Source organism: Paracoccus benzoatiresistens, assembly GCF_026913015.1.
Lineage (GTDB): Bacteria > Pseudomonadota > Alphaproteobacteria > Rhodobacterales > Rhodobacteraceae > Paracoccus > Paracoccus benzoatiresistens.
In genome coordinates, this window is the sequence record NZ_JAPTYD010000017.1 from 14,395 (window position 1) to 31,844 (window position 17,450).

The 17,450-nt window shown below is 63.2% G+C and carries 14 protein-coding genes and 1 pseudogene; 9 read left to right on the forward strand and 6 right to left on the reverse strand.

The features are described from left to right. Window positions 1-159 precede the first annotated feature (159 nt). Entirely contained in the window at window positions 160-1,026 is an 867-nt protein-coding gene (locus OU682_RS12605) for a DNA-methyltransferase (protein ID WP_268942485.1), read from the reverse strand. A gap of 212 nt (window positions 1,027-1,238) precedes the next feature. On the opposite strand from OU682_RS12605, the gene OU682_RS12610 reads away from it, so the two are divergent. The 4 genes from OU682_RS12610 (at window position 1,239) to OU682_RS12625 (ending at window position 6,466) form a co-directional block, all read left to right on the forward strand. Continuing rightward, complete coding sequence (locus OU682_RS12610; protein ID WP_268942486.1) at window positions 1,239-1,517, forward strand: hypothetical protein; 279 nt, start codon at window positions 1,239-1,241, stop codon at window positions 1,515-1,517. A 794-nt stretch (window positions 1,518-2,311) separates the two neighbouring features. After that, a complete protein-coding gene (locus tag OU682_RS12615; RefSeq protein ID WP_268942487.1) occupies window positions 2,312-2,839 on the forward strand; it encodes a hypothetical protein in 528 nt (175 codons plus the stop codon). 197 nt (window positions 2,840-3,036) lie between these two features. Beyond that, window positions 3,037-4,029, forward strand: coding sequence for a GIY-YIG nuclease family protein (locus OU682_RS12620; protein ID WP_268942488.1), 993 nt, complete (start codon window positions 3,037-3,039; stop codon window positions 4,027-4,029). Window positions 4,030-4,162: 133 nt separating this feature from the next. Then, a complete protein-coding gene (locus tag OU682_RS12625) occupies window positions 4,163-6,466 on the forward strand; it encodes an AAA family ATPase (protein WP_268942489.1) in 2,304 nt (767 codons plus the stop codon). 928 nt (window positions 6,467-7,394) lie between these two features. On the opposite strand, the gene OU682_RS12630 is transcribed toward OU682_RS12625, so the two are convergent. Together OU682_RS12630 and OU682_RS12635 are read right to left on the reverse strand one after the other, a co-directional pair. Beyond that, entirely contained in the window at window positions 7,395-8,108 is a 714-nt protein-coding gene (locus OU682_RS12630; protein ID WP_268942490.1) for a hypothetical protein, read from the reverse strand. Window positions 8,109-8,953: 845 nt separating this feature from the next. Continuing rightward, a complete protein-coding gene (locus OU682_RS12635) occupies window positions 8,954-9,301 on the reverse strand; it encodes a hypothetical protein (protein WP_268942491.1) in 348 nt (115 codons plus the stop codon). Between the two features lie 627 nt (window positions 9,302-9,928). Between OU682_RS12635 and OU682_RS12640 the strand changes: the two genes are divergently transcribed. Continuing rightward, window positions 9,929-10,309 carry a hypothetical protein gene (locus OU682_RS12640; protein ID WP_268942492.1) on the forward strand — a complete coding sequence of 127 codons (381 nt, stop codon included), beginning with the start codon at window positions 9,929-9,931 and terminating at the stop codon, window positions 10,307-10,309. On the opposite strand, the pseudogene OU682_RS12645 reads toward OU682_RS12640, so the two are convergent. After that, window positions 10,307-10,455, reverse strand: a pseudogene (locus OU682_RS12645) (cold-shock protein); the annotation flags it as partial. The gene OU682_RS12640 and the pseudogene OU682_RS12645 overlap by 3 nt on opposite strands. A gap of 319 nt (window positions 10,456-10,774) precedes the next feature. On the opposite strand from OU682_RS12645, the gene OU682_RS12650 reads away from it, so the two are divergent. Further along, window positions 10,775-12,118, forward strand: coding sequence for an IS1380 family transposase (locus OU682_RS12650; RefSeq protein ID WP_268942528.1), 1,344 nt, complete (start codon window positions 10,775-10,777; stop codon window positions 12,116-12,118). A 340-nt stretch (window positions 12,119-12,458) separates the two neighbouring features. Here OU682_RS12650 and OU682_RS12655 read toward each other — a convergent pair whose 3' ends face one another. Together OU682_RS12655 and OU682_RS12660 are read right to left on the reverse strand one after the other, a co-directional pair. Next, window positions 12,459-12,758 carry a CcdB family protein gene (locus OU682_RS12655; RefSeq protein WP_268942493.1) on the reverse strand — a complete coding sequence of 100 codons (300 nt, stop codon included), beginning with the start codon at window positions 12,756-12,758 and terminating at the stop codon, window positions 12,459-12,461. Continuing rightward, window positions 12,758-12,994 carry a type II toxin-antitoxin system CcdA family antitoxin gene (locus OU682_RS12660; RefSeq protein ID WP_268942494.1) on the reverse strand — a complete coding sequence of 79 codons (237 nt, stop codon included), beginning with the start codon at window positions 12,992-12,994 and terminating at the stop codon, window positions 12,758-12,760. The genes OU682_RS12655 and OU682_RS12660 overlap by 1 nt, the downstream gene beginning before the upstream one ends. A 147-nt stretch (window positions 12,995-13,141) precedes the next feature. Between OU682_RS12660 and OU682_RS12665 the strand changes: the two genes are divergently transcribed. From OU682_RS12665 to OU682_RS12675, 3 genes are all read left to right on the forward strand, one after another. Next, the gene (locus OU682_RS12665) at window positions 13,142-14,254 is read left to right on the forward strand and encodes a metallophosphoesterase family protein (protein ID WP_268942495.1); all 1,113 of its coding nucleotides are present in this window, start codon (window positions 13,142-13,144) and stop codon (window positions 14,252-14,254) included. Then, window positions 14,251-15,591, forward strand: a complete 1,341-nt coding sequence (locus OU682_RS12670; protein WP_268942496.1) for an AAA family ATPase — start codon at window positions 14,251-14,253, stop codon at window positions 15,589-15,591. Before OU682_RS12665 ends, OU682_RS12670 begins: the two co-directional genes overlap by 4 nt. Window positions 15,592-15,963: 372 nt before the next feature. Then, window positions 15,964-17,334: an FAD-binding oxidoreductase gene (locus OU682_RS12675; protein ID WP_268942497.1), complete on the forward strand. Its 1,371-nt coding sequence runs from the start codon at window positions 15,964-15,966 to the stop codon at window positions 17,332-17,334. Window positions 17,335-17,450 lie beyond the last annotated feature (116 nt).

Sequence of the window (17,450 nt, forward strand, 5' to 3'; positions counted from 1 at the left end):
ATTGACCGCCAGACGCCCCGAGATCAAGAAACAACCCGGTGAACGGCCCGCGTGAGCAGGAATGTGCCCGCAGACATCCTCCTAATCCGATAATAAAGATTATGGAATGGCCGTCCTTTTTTGACGTCCTTTCAGATTCCAACATGCGGACATGGCGCTTTATCCGGCGCCTCCGACCGCAGCCGCAGCGATCTGCTTCCGCGCCATCTCTGCATATTGCGGGTCCATCTCGATCCCGATACCGCTCCAGCCGAGCTCCTGGGCGGCAAGCAGTGTCGTCCCCGATCCGAGAAACGGGTCGAGCACGGTGCCGGCCTCCTTGCCATGCATGCGCAGGCAGCGGCGGGGCAGTTCGAGGGGGAAGGCCGCCGGATGGCGGAGCGTCTCTGAGGACTGACGCATCGTCTTGTATGGAATGAACCAAGTGTTTCCGCTGCAGCGAAGGTCCTGGCCGGACGCCTTCCAGCGGCGCACGTTCGACTTGTCGGTATAGGGCACACCGATCGCAAGACGGTCGATCGGAGCATAGCCATCCTTGGTGAAGTGGTAGACGTATTCGTGCGATCGATTGAGAAACCGGCTGCTGTTGACTGGCCGGACATGCCCGCGTGTCACGCCGTCGACATGGATCGATTTGACCCAGGTGATCGTGTTCTGCAGCACGAGGTGGCGGCGGAACTGCATCGCGACATCGAGCGCCTGCCAAGGATTCGCACCGGCGCCGAGGTTGATGAACGCCGCCCCATCCTCCCTAAGGATCCGCGCGATCTGCGCCGCGATCGCCTCCATCCAGGCGAGATACGCCGCCTCAGGCATCCGGTCCTCGTAGCTGCGATAGGCAACGCCAACATTGTAGGGCGGCGATGTCACCACCACGTCAACGCTGCCGGCTGACATCGCGGTCATGACCTCGAGCGCGTCGCCGCAGATAACAACCTGATGGGCCTGGTTCGCCGGCTGGGCAGCGGCAGAGACGGGAGTGGATGGGATGGTTCCCTGGATCAGGGGCAGGTCTTGAACGGTCATGTCGGCGGAGGTCCTGTGCAGTAGCCGACCCATACATTAGCGACATTTTCCCGGCGCGATACAACCGGCTTGCCGTAATCCACATGTGAATGCATGCGCTCCTCGACGATGCGGCACCGGCTCCAAACACCTGTGGATTGCGCGCACGCGGCCGTCTCGTGGCGGCCACGGACGCCTATAATGGTTTCATCAACCACACGGAAAGGCGCCCGATGACCATCACTCTCGAGACTATCACGGAGCTGCGCGACACGCTGGCCCGGCTGCCCGAGAAGCCCAGGACAATGCTGACCGCCCGCGACGCCGTCGCCGCCTTGGCCCCTGAGATCCACGCGGCGCGCTCGGGCGGCTACGGCCTCGCCGACATCGCTGCGATGCTCCAGCAGCGCGGCATCCGCGTGAGCCCCAGCACATTGGGCAGCTACCTGCGCGAACTCGCGCCCTCCTCCGCAAAGGCCCGCACACCCCGTGGCCGAAGCGTCTCGTCCTGATTGCTGGAGCGGCCCGGCGGCCGCTTCCAGACCACCCGCTCCCCTCGAAACGAGCTGACGCACCCCTGAATACGTGCACCAGCAGTTTACCCGCATGCGATTGCGACAGGCACTGAGTGCTGACAGCGGTTCGGTTTGGGTCGCGGGTAAAAATCTCTCGCGGAAATTTCAGAACGTTGTGTGCCGATGCCAAAGTTCTGCGGCGCACGGAGGCATCAGACACCTGCCCCTTGGCATCAGTGTCACAGGCGCCATCTCTCCGACAGGGAACCCGCGTTTATCCCGCCCGATAATATGAGGCCAAACCTTATCAAGGCAGGTTATCGGGCAGGAGAGGATCATCTCGCGATGTCGGGAAACCCTCGTAACTGGGTATTCCAGCGCAGCAGGGATCTCTGTACGGGCCAGGCCCACCGGATGACAAAGACCGGCTCTGATGCCTTAAGGACAATCGCAACGTCAAGCCTTGCCTTGGCGCAACACGGCTTCAGTTCAGGTCCTTTCTGGGTAGTTCGAGAACACCCATAAGCAACCGGCGCACCATTTCCGGCCGGGTGGGCAGGTCCGGCTCAATGCGTCGGCGCTCGTCTAGCGCCTCCATGAGTTCGCGTGGCAGGCGGAGCGTGATCGCCTCGCTGTCGACAGAGGGACGTCCCATTTTTCGTGAAGCTGACATGACCATGCTTTTGTGCGTTGACTTGCAGACTTTATGATGTCACGCTATGCGAACGGAGGCAAGAGTTCCCGCTCTCACCTCCGCTCTGACCACACCGATCTCAGATCAGGAGACCGACATGGCTGATGCCAGCACTATCACGCGCCGCGGCGCGCATGAAGCCCTCCCCGCGCTGCCGAGGCACACCTCCCCCTCCCCTATCACGGAACTCTTCCCACAACTCCTCGACGCAATTTCGCGCCATGTCGCTGCCGAACGCGCAGTGGAGGGTGTGGACTACTGGTCGCATCCTACTCTGCAGGTCGCGGCAGAGGTTGCGCAGACGGATGTCGCGACGCTGCTGGCGGCGATCCAGCGTGAACCGCTGCGCGTCGCGGGCGACAGGGCGTTGCAGGACATGACCCACCTGATCGACTGCATGATCGGCTCTGAGCAGGCAGGGACATTCCAGCGGCTTCACTGGCGCCTGCCTGTCATGGATGGGCATGTCTTTCCCGAAGCCGATGGGCCGGCGGTGACGCATACGCGGACCATGCTGCGCGCCGCGCGGCGCCAGATCGACGCTATGGCACGCCTTGATCTCTACAGCGCCGCACCGCGCGAGGATTTCGATGTCGATGTCCTGACCCGGATGGATTTCCTCTAATCTCATAGACCCGGTCGCGCGTGGCCTTAGCAGGGCGATGCGCAACCGGAGGTAGGACGCGATCCGCAACCGGCCGCGCGCAAGGCTGGGCCGATCCCGCACGTCGCACTCCCACTGCTCTCGATCCGGCTGCACCCCTGCGCCAGACAAGGCGCCCGTGTGCCCGATGCCACCCCTTTCCGTCAAGGCGAGCAACCATGACCACGCATCCCCTCTCTCCTGTCACCCCGGGCAGCCTTTCCCTGCCCATGGCGATCCCGTTCCGACACAGGACGTTCCCTCCCGACGACATGCCGACCCGCTACGCCGGGCCAGTGCATGGCCACTGGTGGGCACGCGCAGAAGAGATCGGCTTCACCATCTCCGGGCGGGTCCGCGACCGCTATCACCTCGCGCTCCGCTGCGAGACCTGCGGCCACGTTCATGCCAGCCGCATCTACACGCTGATGGCGGCTACACCGCAGTGTCCAGCGTGTCTGGTGGCGCGGCTTGAGGCGGATGCAGAGGCTGCGGGGCTGATGCATCTCGACCGCGACCCGGACCACCGACATTACAGCTGGTATGGTGCAGCCTGTGGCCATGCGCTGCGCCGTCAGCACGAGATCGTCCGGCGTGTCGCACGGGGTGAGACCGAACTGCGCTGCGAGACCTGCCATGCCGCCACCGAAGCGGCCGAGGCCGCGGCACGCGGATGGACCCTGGTAGGCTCCGATCCGCAGGGCAATCCGAGCTACAGGTTATATGCCCACGAGAGTGGCTGCGGCGGCGAGCAGCGCATTGCTCGGGCCAACATGCGGACAGGCCGTTTCGACTGCGCCACCTGCGGCTGTGGCTGGGCCGCATCGCCGAGCTATCTGTATGCGATGAAGTTCACACTCGCCTGCGGGCGTGAGGTCGTCAAAGCGGGGTATTCGCGCGACCCCCTGTCGCGGCTGATCCATCAGCTCCGCATCGACCGCGCCATGCCTTGCAGGATCCTGAGCATGGTCCCGATCGATACAGGCCACGAGGCCATCCGATTGGAGAAAAGCCTCCACGCCCGCCTGCGCCGCACGCATCCCGACGCGATCGTCGATCCGGATCTCTACCGCGGTCAGATCAGGGTGCGCTCCGAGATCTATGACGCAAAGCTGACCCTGCTGATCCTCACGCTGCTGAGTGATCTCGATCGCGACGCTCCTGAGGACTGACAGGAGCATCGCCGCGCGACCGGACTGCCTGGCTGGCACACGATGTCTTCCTAAACCGCACGGCAGACGAGCGCAGGCGTCACCGGCACGCCCCCTGCTCCGCATGCTGTCCTTCTTTCAGTGAGATGCTCTCATGACCACACACGACACCCCCGCCCCCTCCTGGCGCACCTATGCTGACATGATCATCGGTCGCCTCGAAGCGTCCTGGCCGCCCCGAACCAACCTGACTGGCCGCACGGGAGCCGGAACGCCGGGCGATGCGGACGACGATCCAGATGCCCGCGACGACCTCCTTGCGCTGCGGGCAAGGCTGCCCGGCCCCTCTCCGACGCCGGCAGCTGCAGATGCGCGCTGCGATGGCGATGGTGACAGCGATGCCGATCCGCAGAACAAGGCGGACCACGCCGACGCAAGGCCGCGGCACCGCCTGCCGTCGCACTGGCTGTCGCTGGCAATCCGCCTCGCCGCAACACCGGAGATCGAGGAAGCGATGCAGAATTGCAGCGCGCGCCGCACCATCACGCTGATTACGGGCTTTGCCGCCGGCGAGCTCGATCTCGCGACCCGGCTGATCCGAAAGGGCATGTTCACTCCGGACCAGTCCACGACTACGGAGCCATGCCATCTCGGTCCTGAAGATACGGTGATCCTGCTCGCGCCCGGCGTGCGCGACGGCGAGATCAGCCGCGGCGCTTTGGCGGGCTTTCACGACAGGATCAGCCATGCGCTCGACCGCACGGGCGGCTTGATCCTGCTCGTCCCCGACAATGGCGCCTTGCCAGCTGGTATGGCCGAGGCCGCCCCGACCGTGCTGCGGCTGGCGCCGCTTGGGCGCGAGGTGATGATCGCCCATCTGCGCCATAGTCACAGTGAGGCCGACCCAGTCGACGAGGCCGCGCTGCGGGGCACCTTGCCCGAAGATCACCTGCTGGCGTCCCTGCCCCCCGCCATGCTGCGGCTGGCACTGCGGGCATCAAGCGCAACGGCGGTGGCGGAGCATCTGGCGAGGCTTTGCCAACCTCCATCGAAAGAAAATCCCGACCTTGATGCGATGGCGGGTGACAGCGCCGCCCTTACAGCGGCACGGCGGCTGGTGGCTGACCTGCGGCTCTGGCAGAACGGGACGATCCAGTGGAGCGAACTCAGCCGCTCGCTCCTCCTCTACGGCCCGCCAGGCACCGGCAAGACCTGGCTCGCCCGCGCAATGGGCAATGCGGCAGGGATAACGCTGATCGAGGCCAGTTTCGCCGCGTGGCAGAGCGCAGGACATCTGGGGGACATGCTGCGCGAGATGCGCAAGTCTTTCGCCGAAGCCCGGCGATTGGCACCTGCGGTTCTGTTTATCGACGAGATCGATGCGGTAGGCTCACGCGACGATGCCGACACCCATGGCAGCCGCTATCACACCCAAGTCGTCAATGGCTTCCTGGCCGAGATGGATTCCATCGCACGTGAGGAGGGCGTGCTCGTCATCGGCGCCTGCAACCACGTCACGCGCATTGATCCGGCGGTGCTGAGGCCAGGACGGTTCGATTTGAAGATCCCGATGCCCCTGCCCGATGCAGCGACGATCCATGGCATCCTGAAGCGACATCTCGGCGGTGAGATCGGCCCCGAGGTTCTACGGGAGTTGGCCACCGCCGCCGTCGGCCAGAGCGCCGCGAACATCGATGCGGCCGTCCGGGCCGCGCGCTCAGATGCGCGTCACGGCAAGGGCGAGCTGTCCGTCGCCCTGCTCCGGCGCCATCTCGACATCGGCACCGAGCCAGCTCAAGCCCGCGTCGACTGGCGGGTATCAGTGCATGAATGCGGCCATGCCATCGCGGCCACATTGTTCGGTTGCGGTCGGGTGACGCGCATCTTGCTCACCCCCGAGGGCGGCGAGATCCACCGCCGGCTACCGCAGCAGGAGGGCTTGCTGCAGGACCTGGAGGCGCAGATCGCCTATTCCCTCGCCGGCCGCGTTGCGGAGGGGCTGGTCCTGGGCCGGCTCTCGGCCGGTGCAGGTGGCAGCAGCGACTCCGATCTCGCGCTTGCGACCCGTCTCGCGCTGCATATCGAGATGCGCCTTGGCCTCGGCGAGGATGGCCCGATCTGGATCAATGCGCCCGAGCACGAGTTGCTGCGCGACCCACGCGTCCGGGCCCGCGTGCGACAGCGCCTCGAGGCCGCGGAGGGGCGTGCAGCCAGGCTCCTGACGGCACATGAACCGCTACTGCGTGCCATGGCGACAGCGTTGCAGCAACAGCGCGAACTGTCCGGATCAGAGCTGGACAGCTGGCTGCACCGGATCGCCGCAACCGAAGCCTCGCAGGGCGAGCGCGTGGTTGAGCGACCCCGGCTCGTCCTGGACCGCTCGGCATCAGCATCGGGTGAACGCGCCACACATGCAGTCGAGGACACCGTGACGACAGGTCCCACGGCCCCGGGATGAGGCGGTGCTGCAACCATCTGTGGGGGCAGCCTGATCTCAGGGCTGTCCCTCAGGCTCCTACGGGACTATCTCACCCCGATCACAGAATTTCTAATGATGGACCAGTTCCCGGACCCCGCGACCGGAATGATTTCCTTGCGACCATCCAATGCCTGTCGTTCTTGGCGGCGCGGATGCCGCGCCGCTTCCCAGCCGGGGCGGCCATACAGCACACCAAGAGACAGCGTGGTTCTCGTCGGCGAGGTCATCGGCTATCCCCTACCCGCCCAGCGGCCTTGTCCGCACCTCGATCCTGAAACCCTGGAGGCCGAGGGCACATGGACCGCACACTGCAGCCGCTTGTATCAACTAGGCGCTTCAGCAACCGCAGGCGCGGCAGACGGCTTGGCCGACAAGGATGACCTATGGCACCCCTGCTCAAGCGCTTGATGTCCTTTTTTCTTCAGGACACGCAGCAATGCTTTGCTGCCCTGCGTAATCACTTGCGGCGGCGGCCCTGCACGGTATCCGGACAAGAGTGAGCACGGCATGTCCTGCAATTTCCATGTTCGGCCTTGATCCGGCTTCGTTCGCCCGGCCAGAGAGCGGACCTCCCATGCCAGACAGGCGTGATGCGAGGCGACGGAGATGCCTTGCTGGAAGAGGTGAACCCTCGTCATGACACGTTATTCATTAGTGATAGGCCCATGTGGGCGGTCAGGTGGATCTCTGGAAAGACAAGGTCGCCATGAGGGGGCGGAAGCTCCCTTCCATCCCCGCTACCCCAAGGACCCCCTCGACCCTTGCGGAGAGGAGGGCGCCCCTGCCGGTGCATGAGGCCGGCAGGGACTTTTTTGCAGTGCCTAGGGGACATGCACTGCAAGGATGGAGATGGACTGCACCGTTCAGTCGGCAAGCGGTTTTCCACAGCCCTTTCTCCGATCACAAATCACGCTGCTGCAGAAAGCGCGTTCATCCGCGTGGGGATGAAACCGGGCAGCGTGGCGAGCCAGCCTGACACATCCTCGAGCCCGCCCACGAAATCTTGGCCGTGCCAATAGTTGTAATCGCCCTGGCTCATCTCCCGCAGTTCGCGCAATGAGACACCATAGGGTTCTGACCAGACATCCTGCTGTCCGAGAATTGCATCAATGGTTTTCACATCGATCCGGGCGAGGCGTGCCAGCTGCCGGCTCGAGAACAGGGTGACACCGGCCTCCAGGCGCAGACGGGTAAGGGCCATCTCGAGCACGGTCGCAAACACGCCCGGAGCCTCAAACCGGAGCGGAAACCACGTATCTGCCTTCTGCTGGGCCAGGTTGTAGATGATCGTCGGAATGTCGTCGACGTAATCTGCGATATCCGCACCGGGGCCTTGGCCCACCTGATAGGCATAGTCGTAGGCTGCCCGCGCCATCCGCACGATCCGCATGTCACCAGCCTGATCGTCGCGCTCGAGCAGGCGCGCAGCAGCGGTGTTGGACTCAGCACCCGGCGCCGTAACCAGGAGCGACAGGAACGTCATGACACGGTCCAGGTCAGCCAGGACATCGGCATAGCTGGGGATCGGCTGGGGCGTGACATCCAGCTGGAGCACGACGGTCTCGGCCGTGGCAGTTTCGGTTGCGGTTGCGGTTTCGGTTTCGGGGGTGTTGTTGGTCACGTCGGGCCTCATCAGGTTCACGGTTTAGCGTTTATGAGATCATTGTAGGTCCCTGATCTGTCTGGAGGAAAGCAATCAATCCTGTGGAAATGCAGATAAAGTTCTTGGGATTTTCAGGGTTCCGCATAAGGCGCGCAGACGAAAAATCCGGATTTTTCTGGCCGGGCGATCTGCGGCTGCTGTGAGCTGGTGGAACAGGTCATGCCGCATCCGCGATTGCCGTGGATTATCCTGATGCCACGCGAACCGGCCAATGTCCCTGGAGCGCATCGGAAGCCGCGGCGTAGGATGAGTCCAGGAAGGCCCATCCCGCCTTTCGCCCCCGCTGTAACGGCCTATCAAGGGCGTTACGCCGGCGTTACAACCGCCGTTACATCATAAGTCTCTGATAGATATATATATTTCTATAAATGTAACCGTGTAACAGAGAAAGAGAGATATATGTTTAGAGAGACTCACATGTTCCTACGTTCAGGGACATACACATACACACACACATTCACGGCGTTACACTCGTTACGCCGTTACACAAGCACCTAATCCTGATTTATCAAAATGTTACCTGTAACGCGCCACGTCACAAATCCCGTTACAGGTGCCTGTTTGAGGCTTCTGGTGAGGCCGACCCTCCTAGGAGGAAGGCCGAAACGGAGGTGGTCGTGGCTAGCCTGCTGAACGGTCTCCGAGGCTTGGTGAAAATTTGCGCCCTTTCGAGAAAGCCTCGGTCCTGCTGTGCAAGTCCGCTTGCCTGTTAGCGGCAGGACACTCCGTGTGGAACGCCACAGATGACTACGGCACAGAGGTTTGCCGCGAGCCTGGGAGAATTGGCAGCGTGCCACGACCGACTACAGCACCTGTCGTGATGATGCACGCGCCTCGGCGAGATCGTCCCTTACGTACGGCGCTTCCACGGTCCCAAGGCTGCTGCGTAACAGCACGGAGAACCTCGGCCGAGCCGCGACCAGATGCGGCAGATCCTGGCGAAGGATGTTGTGACCAATCAGGTGATCGACATCGGCCGATGCAGTTTCCAGCCGATCCAGCGCGGGTTCCATGTCCCGACCCCTGACCACAATGGTGGGCCGTGTGACGGGCCATACGGCGGCAAGCGCGAAGATCCGGGCGGTTTTCGGGTCGACCTCAAGATCCACCGACAGGCAACGGTGTAGAAGTGATCCGGCCAGTTCGGGCATGGTCAGATCAACGTCCGGCAGGTCGGCAATGATGATGGGCGATCATCGCCAAGACGACATGAGATCGTCAAGAGACTGCGGCAATTCCGTTCGACCGGCACAGGTTCGTCGGCCCATATCGGACAGCGGCATCCGCAGCGAAGTCAGTCTTCCGGGTTGCCCATCAGGACACCTTCCGGGCGAGCCCAAAAGGAAATAGATCGGATTCATCAGCCGGCGCGGCGTTTGGGTGTTCGTGTTTCCGAGTGCGGGCCGCCCGGCTGAGAGATCCCTGCCATTCCCACGCTGCTTGCAGCTCACAGCGGTCGCCCTGTATGGGCCGCCGTCTCTTGTACCGGCACAGCTCCGATCAAGGATCTCACTCCGACCGCAAGCCCCCGTCGAACCTGGACCAACGTCGCCGTCCCAAGACATTCTTGGTCGCGTCAAGCCGCGGCGACTTCCTGGTCTTTGACTCTATCGGCGGTTCCTCCTTCCTCAAATAGCACGTAATCACGAATATGTTACTGATTTTACGACATAAAGTATTTCACAAATCGTGTTTTTCGTTTTACGGTCACAGAGGGTCATTGTAATCTGAGTTCATCGGGAGCGGCCAAGTTGCTGCTTAGGAAAAGGACTTAAGTGATGACCAGCTTGAATACGACTAAGATAACGCGCATCGATAATCGCTTTTCCGCCGTCGCCCGGCAGGCTGCCAAGAGTCTTGGCGTGGACGTCGGGGATGTCATTCAGAAGGCCTATGCGACCTACGACGCTTCTCGCCACTACGTCGAGGTCTACGATGTTCCTGCGGGCGGTATGATCGTTCTCTCTGCGAATGATGAACTGTTCCAGGCCGCTCATGTCAGTGATGATTTCGACATCAGCCACGACGTCTACGACGAGCGCAACGCTTTTGACGAGAACGCCGCTGCGGCCGGTATCACCCGCAGCAGTGATCTCAACGATGAATATTTGATCGAGCTCGAATACGAGCGCATGTTCCGGCGCCAGGCCGGCTACTGACTCTAGGTCAGGAAAGATTTCCTGGCCGTCGACCAAGCCGGATAGTCCCGAACGCGAGATGGCGGAGATATGAACGAAGGCATCCCGGCCCCCGTTGTCCGGCTGAATGAAGCTGAAACCTTTGTGGCGTCGAACCATTTGACGGTGTCACCATTCCGACAGTCAGAAGGTGGAAACGTTCTTCAAGACCATCGAGTCGGAGCGGATCGGGCCGGTCACATGGCAATCTCGCCGGCAGGCCGAAAATGCCGTCGCGAGATCCATCGACGGCCTCTCATAATCCCGTCAGGCGGCAATCATCACTCGGCTTCCAAAGCGCCATCGCCTTCGAGCGAAAGGCACGGGAAGTGAGCTAACCCGAATTATTCGTGAGGGGTTGGCGAGGCTGGCTTAACCACTTGAAGAACTGTAGCTTTGTGGTTCCTACGCCAAAAACCGCAGTTGATCAGGACGCCGCGCCTCACCATGGATGTTTCTACACCTTCTCGTCTGTGTTTGTCACCGGTCGATGGCAAGCAGGTCCTGCTCGGATTTGACGGTGCCAGGATGAGTTCGGATGCTGGGCTGCTGCTATTGCGGGAGATTGAGCGCCGTGAAGGTCTGGCAGGCTGTCTGGCCACGTGCGTGAAAGACCCGCGTGCCCCGGCCAGGGTGCAGCACAGTCTCGAGGAGATCATCCGGTTCCGGATCCTGATGATTGCGGCGGGCTATGAGGATGCCAATGATGCCGCCGATCTGCGCCATGATCCGAGCTTCAAGCTTGCCCTGGAACGCGCTTCCGAAAGCGGAGCGGCTCTTTGCTCGCAGCCCACCATCTCGCGGATGGAGAACCTCCCCGACGTCCGGACCCTGATCCGCATGGGGCGGGAGATGGTCCGGTTCTACTGCCAGTCCTTCCCCCGAGCGCCCCGGCAGATCGTGCTGGATATCGACGACACCTTCGATGCCGCCTACGGCCATCAGCAGCTTCGCCTGTTCAATTCGTATTACGATGAATATGGCTTCCAGCCCATCGTGGTCTTCGACGGGGAGGGACGGCTGGTCGGGGCCCAGCTGCGCCCGGCCCGACGGCCCAAAGGAGCCGAAATCGCGGCCCATCTCCGGCGGCTGATCCGGCAGATCCGCCGCTTCTGGCCCAAAACCGAAATCCTGCTGCGGGCCGACAGCCATTACTGCACCCCGCAGGTTCTCGATCTCTGTGACGGGCTCGACCTGCTCTATGTCTTCGGCCTTTCGAAAAATACGCGGCTGGCGGCACATGTCCTGCCGCTCGAAGCCTCGACGGCCGAGCGCTACGCCCGCAGTCCCGGTCCGACGCTGCGCCGGTTCAAGACCTTCTCCTATGCGGCCGGGTCCTGGTCGAAGCCGCGGCGCGTCATCGCCCGGGTCGAGGTCAGCTTCCGCGGACGGGACACCCGCTATATCGTGACCAATCTCGAGGGCGGGCGCGGCAAGCATCTCTACAAGAGGCTTTATTCTGCCCGGGGTCAGGCCGAGAACCACATCAAGGGCTGGAAGACCCATCTCGCCGCGGACCGGACCTCCTGCTCAAAGGCGAATGCCAACCAGATGCGGCTGATGCTGCACGGGTGTGCCTACTGGCTCTGGTGGACGCTCCGCGCCGCCTGTCCGAAACGGTCCCCGTGGCGGCACGCCCAGTTCGACACGCTGCGCCTGCATCTGCTCAAGCTGGCCGCGACAATCGTCGAAAAGAAGACCCGCATCATCATCACGCTTCCGGCCTGCTGCCCGCGCAGGAAGCTTCTCACTCTGCTGTTCCGCGCCCTCGAACCACCGCGTCCCGCCTGACGCAAACGCCCCGCTCACCCGGAAACATCAACCTGCACAATCTCACATCGCCTCAACGACCGGGACGAAAAACCGGGCGTCAAAGCCTGTTGCGCGTCTCAAACCAAGATGGACGGCGCCATGCCTATCCGGTCCGAAAAGACAACTTCATGAATTATTGCGGCTAAGCGCTCTCCACATAAGCCGGGCAAGTCCCCACGGCTGACAGCAGCGACTAAGTGAAGCCTTTGGCGGAGAGTGTCGCTCCCCACCGATGTCGTGAGTGACCGGTGGTGCCACAGCTCAATGTATATTTGGCGAAAGGTCATCCGCCCAAGGTTTTTGTAAGCCCTGCCTGCCGTCAAATCCCCACCAGCGCCATGTCCAGGGCAGCCATGATGGGGCTGTCCTGATCGGCCAAATTGCTCACTGGACTGCGCAGCAGCGACCGAGGGATAGCCGCCATGAACTGGGTGACCATGACATGAGGCTCCGAGCCGATCTCGAACACGGGATTGAGCCGCTTCGCCGGAACCGGAGCTTGTGACACTGGGAGCAGCGGCACGACGATGCGCGTGTTCAGGCTATCCAGAACATCGGCCTGGACATCGAGAACATAGCCCGACCCCGAAGGGCTGGCATAGACATCAAACCGGGCCATCAGAACTGACGGTATTGGTCGAGTGGCAAGCCATGCGCATCAGCCCACGCGTTCGAGCTTTCCAAAGCGGCGGCGTTCTCCCGCTTCCAAGCTTCCGCTTTTGCAACGGCGACAGCCCGCCTGACACCTGCTTCTGCCGCTTGCGACAGATTGATCCCGAAGGACCGGGCTTCTGTCAGCAACGTGGGGTCTAGCGTCAGGTTCGTTCGCTTCCGAGGTTCGGCTTCAGCTTGCATGGTTCACCTCTCATCATGCGCATGATATATGCGCATTGCCATGGGGTGCAACTTGAAACTTGGCATAGTCATACACTTGCCGAGCTGCGCCGAGTGCGCGAGGTGTCCCTGCTTACCATATGTGCCGCCCAAAAGGATTCCTGCCCAATGTTTCGCTTCCTGCATTCCTCCGACCTGCACCTGGGCAAGGCCTTCGGCGGGTATCCCGAGGGCATCCGCAATCGCCTGCGCGAAGCCCGGCATGGCGCCATTGCCCGGCTGGCCCAGGCTGCACGCGATGGCGGGGCAAATGTCGTCCTGCTGGCGGGCGACACCTTCGATGCCGAGACCCCTGCCCCGGACACGCTGCGCCACGCCTTGCGAGCCATGGCGGCTGAGGCCGACATCACCTGGATCATGCTGCCCGGCAATCACGACAGCCTGGCCGCCACGGAACTCTGGCGCCGCATTGCGGCTGACGCCCCCGCAAACCTGCGTCCCATCACCACAGCCGAGCCGTTCGAGATCATGCCAGGCGCCATGCTCCTGCCTGCTCCCTGCACGCAGCGCCGTCCCGGTCGTGATCTGACCGAGGCCATGGCCGCGGCGACACCCGAAGGCTGCCTGCGCATCGGCTTGGGCCATGGCGCGATCAGTGACTTTTCGGGCGAGGAAGGCGCGCCGGGCATCATCGCGCCGGACCGCGCCCGGCTTGCCGGTCTTGACTATCTGGCGCTTGGCGACTGGCACGGCCAGATGCAGGTGAACCCCACCACCCGGTATTCCGGCACCCCCGAGGCCGATGGCTTCAAGCACGCCACGGCCAGTGGCGCCCTGCTCGTCACCCTTGATGGGGGCGCAGAGATCCGCCCTGTCGAAACCGGCTCGCTGGGATGGCAGACCCTGACCCTCGATCTGCTGCCCGGCGATGATCCGGTAGGCCGACTGGCTCAAGCCCTGCCCTTGCCGATGCTGCGCCGGAACCTTCTGCTGCGTCTGGTCGTGAGCGGCCGGCTGCCCCTGGCCTCACGCGCCGCGCTTGAAGCCGAGGCGCGGGCTGTAGGGCCGGATTTCGGCTGGTTCCACCACGACCTGAGCGGACTTGCCACCGAGGCGCATCCGGACGATCTCGACGAGATCGACCGTGCCGGCGCCCTGCGCCAGGCCGCCGAGGTGCTTCTGGCCGAGGCAGGGGATCCGACCCGCGCCCAGAGCGAGCGCGACATCGCATCGGCTGCCCTGGCGCGGCTTTACGCCTTGGCTCGGGAGGTTCAGGCATGAGGATCCGTGCGCTTGAACTGACCAACATCCGCCGCTTTGCCGGCCAGACTGCCCGGATCGAGGGGATCGGCGACGGCATCACCGTGCTGTGCGAGCCCAACGAGTTCGGCAAGTCCACCTTCCTCGATGCCTTGCATGCCCTGTTCTTCGAGCGGCATCGCGGCACGCGCGCACCCGTCAAGGCGCTCCAGCCTCATGCGGGCGGCGCTCCCGAGGTTGCCCTCGATATTGAGTTGCCGCAGGGGCACTACCGCATCGAGAAGCGCTGGCTTTCCCGTTCCCGTGCCCGCGTTTACGAGAATGGCAGTCTCCTGGCCCAGGATGACGAGGCCGAGGCCTGGATCGACAGCCTCACCGGCCGTGGCTTGTCCGGGCCATCGGGCCTCCTGTGGGTCCGCCAAGGACTTCTGGGCATGGAGCCCGAGGGCAGTTCGGCCAGCGACAAGTCTGACCGCGAGCGGGCCCTTGGTGCCCGGCGCGATCTCCTGTCCTCGGTTGCGGGAGAGATCGCCCTGATGACCGGCGGACGCAGGCTGGATGCGGTGATGGCCAGGGTGGATGAGGCCTTGGGCAGGCTGGCCACGGCAACCGGCCGGGCCAAGGCCGGAGGTGCCTGGGCGCAAGCCGAGGCAGAGGCCGAGACCCTGCGCCAGGAAGACACGGGACTTGCCGGCAAGGCCGCACGCCTGTCTGCCGACCTCGCGCGCCGCAGCCAGGCACAGCGCCAGCTGCGCGAGCTTGATGATCAGGGCGCGGAGCAACAAAGGCAGGACGCCCTGCGCGCTGCCCAGAAAGCCCAAGCTGACGCGGAGGCCCAAGCCGGCAGGCTGGAGGAGGCCCGGCGTGCCTTGGCGTTGGCCAGGGTAACTGCCGACAACACCCGCGTCCGGATCGAACAGCTGGAAAACCTGACCGAGCGCGTCACCGGCGCCAAGGAGGCTTTGGGGGCTGCCCGTGACGAGGCCGCACGCCAGGAGGAACGGGCCACCGGGCAGGCGGCAACCGACAGCGCCGCTGCTGCGGCCCTTTCCGATGCACGGGATTGCACAGGCATGATCCGCGACAGGCTGGCCATCGCGCAGCGGGCGCGACTGGCCCAAGCCGCACAGGAGCGTGCCAGGCAGTTGGGACGCACCCTGGCCGAGGCGGAACGGCTTCGAGCGATCCTCGAGGCGGATCGCGCGCAGCGGGGTCTGCTGGTGGTGACGCCGCAGGCCCTGGCCGCGGCCGAAGAGGCGCGCGACGCCCATGATCGGCTGGCCTCTCGTCTTGCGGCGCAATCCGTCAGCGTCACGCTTCACTATACCGGTGCGGTTCGGGTGCGGGAGGCGCAGTGAGCCAGAGCTGAAAATTGTGGCTATGGGCGGTAAGCAGCCTAACGGCGCTGCAGCAGAACTCTGTAAGGACCGGATGAAGCGGACCTTCAATCGGGCGGCGAGGTGGCAGGGCCGCGAGCAATCAAACATACAACACGAGCCGAGCAGAGATACTCAGGGGCTGCCAACTCCTACCAAGTCCAGTCTAACAAGCGTTAGCCGTGGTGCGGAGCGATTCAGGACCTCATGGGCCGCAGATTGCAGTGATAGAATTGGGCAAGCACTGCGACATTGCTGCAACCAGGGCCGGGATTTTGTGATACATTGAACCATTGGTCCGGAGACGTTCCGTTCCATTCGGCAGGACGATCTCCGACTCACGGGGAGGAAGTCATGACTGCGAATGCTGTTAGCGAGTTGCGAGACAGGGTCAGGGGCGACGTGATCGGTCCCGAGGACGCGGGTTTCGAAGAGGCTCGCAAGGTCCACAATGGCATGATCGACAAGCGACCCGCTGTGATCGTGCGCGCTGTGAACGCCCGCGATGCCATGACCACCGTGAACTTCGCCCGCGACAATGGTCTCGCCCTGTCGGTGCGGGGCGGCGGGCACAGCGGCCCAGGATTTGGCACGAACGATGGCGGCGTCGTCTTGGATTTCGCGCGCATGCGCGGCGTCCGCGTCGATCCGAGGACAAAGACCGCCCGAGCCGAAGGCGGCGCGACCTGGGGGGACTTCAATGCTGCAACCCACGCTTTTGGTCTGGCTACAACCGGCGGCATTATCTCAACGACGGGCATTGCTGGGCTGACACTGGGCGGTGGTATCGGGTACCTCTCGCGCGGACACGGCCTGTCGCTGGACAATCTGATCTCCGCCGATGTGGTGACCGCTGATGGCAACATGGTCATTGCCAACGAAGAGGAGAATGCCGACCTCTTTTGGGCGATACGCGGCGGCGGCGGAAACTTCGGTGTCTGCACCTCTATGGAATACAAGCTGCAACCGGTCCAGACCGTCTACTGGGGGCCGATGTTCTACGAGATTGATGAGGCCGAGACCATTTTCAGGTTCTACCGTGACTACATAAAGTCGGCTCCTCGTGAGATGGGATGCTTTCCCGCCTTCCAGATCGCACCTCCGTTGCCGTTTATTCCCGAGGACCGGCACGGCGACATGTTCGTGGCGATCGTGGCCTGTTGGTCGGGCGACCCCAGCCAAGGCGAGCGCCAGTTCAAGGTTTTTCACGAGGTCGCCGAGGTCAAGGCCGAGATGATTGGGCCGGTTCCCTACCCGATGATCAATTCGGCCTTCGACGGACTGTTCCCGACCGGCATCCGCCAGTACTGGAAGGGCAACTTCGTCAAGGAGTTGACCGACGAGGCGATTGCCGTCCATGTTCGTCACGGGCCCAACGCGCCGACCGTCAGTTCGACCATGCACCTTTACCCGATCAACGGCGCCTGCCATGACGTGGCGAGTGACGCAACCGCCTTTGGCCATCGCGACGCAAACTTCGCGATGGTGGTGCTGGCCGCCTCGGATGATCCGGCCGATGATGCCGCGCATACCAAATGGGTGCGCGACTACTCGGACGCGGTGTCGCCCCATTCCGAACCGGGGGGCTACATCAACTTCATGGACGAGGACGACCGCGGGCGGGTGCGTGACAATTTCGGCACCAACTACGAGCGCCTGGTACAGATCAAGCGGCGCTACGATCCCGACAACCTGTTCCGGATTAACCAGAATATTGCACCCTGAAGCGTCGGGAGGATCACAAAGGGACGTCGCCTCTTGCCTGGCCGCATATCTGACGCATCGAAGCCATGCGCCCGGTAAGCAGCTCGAGATCGTAGTCTCGATCTGTCAGTCGACCC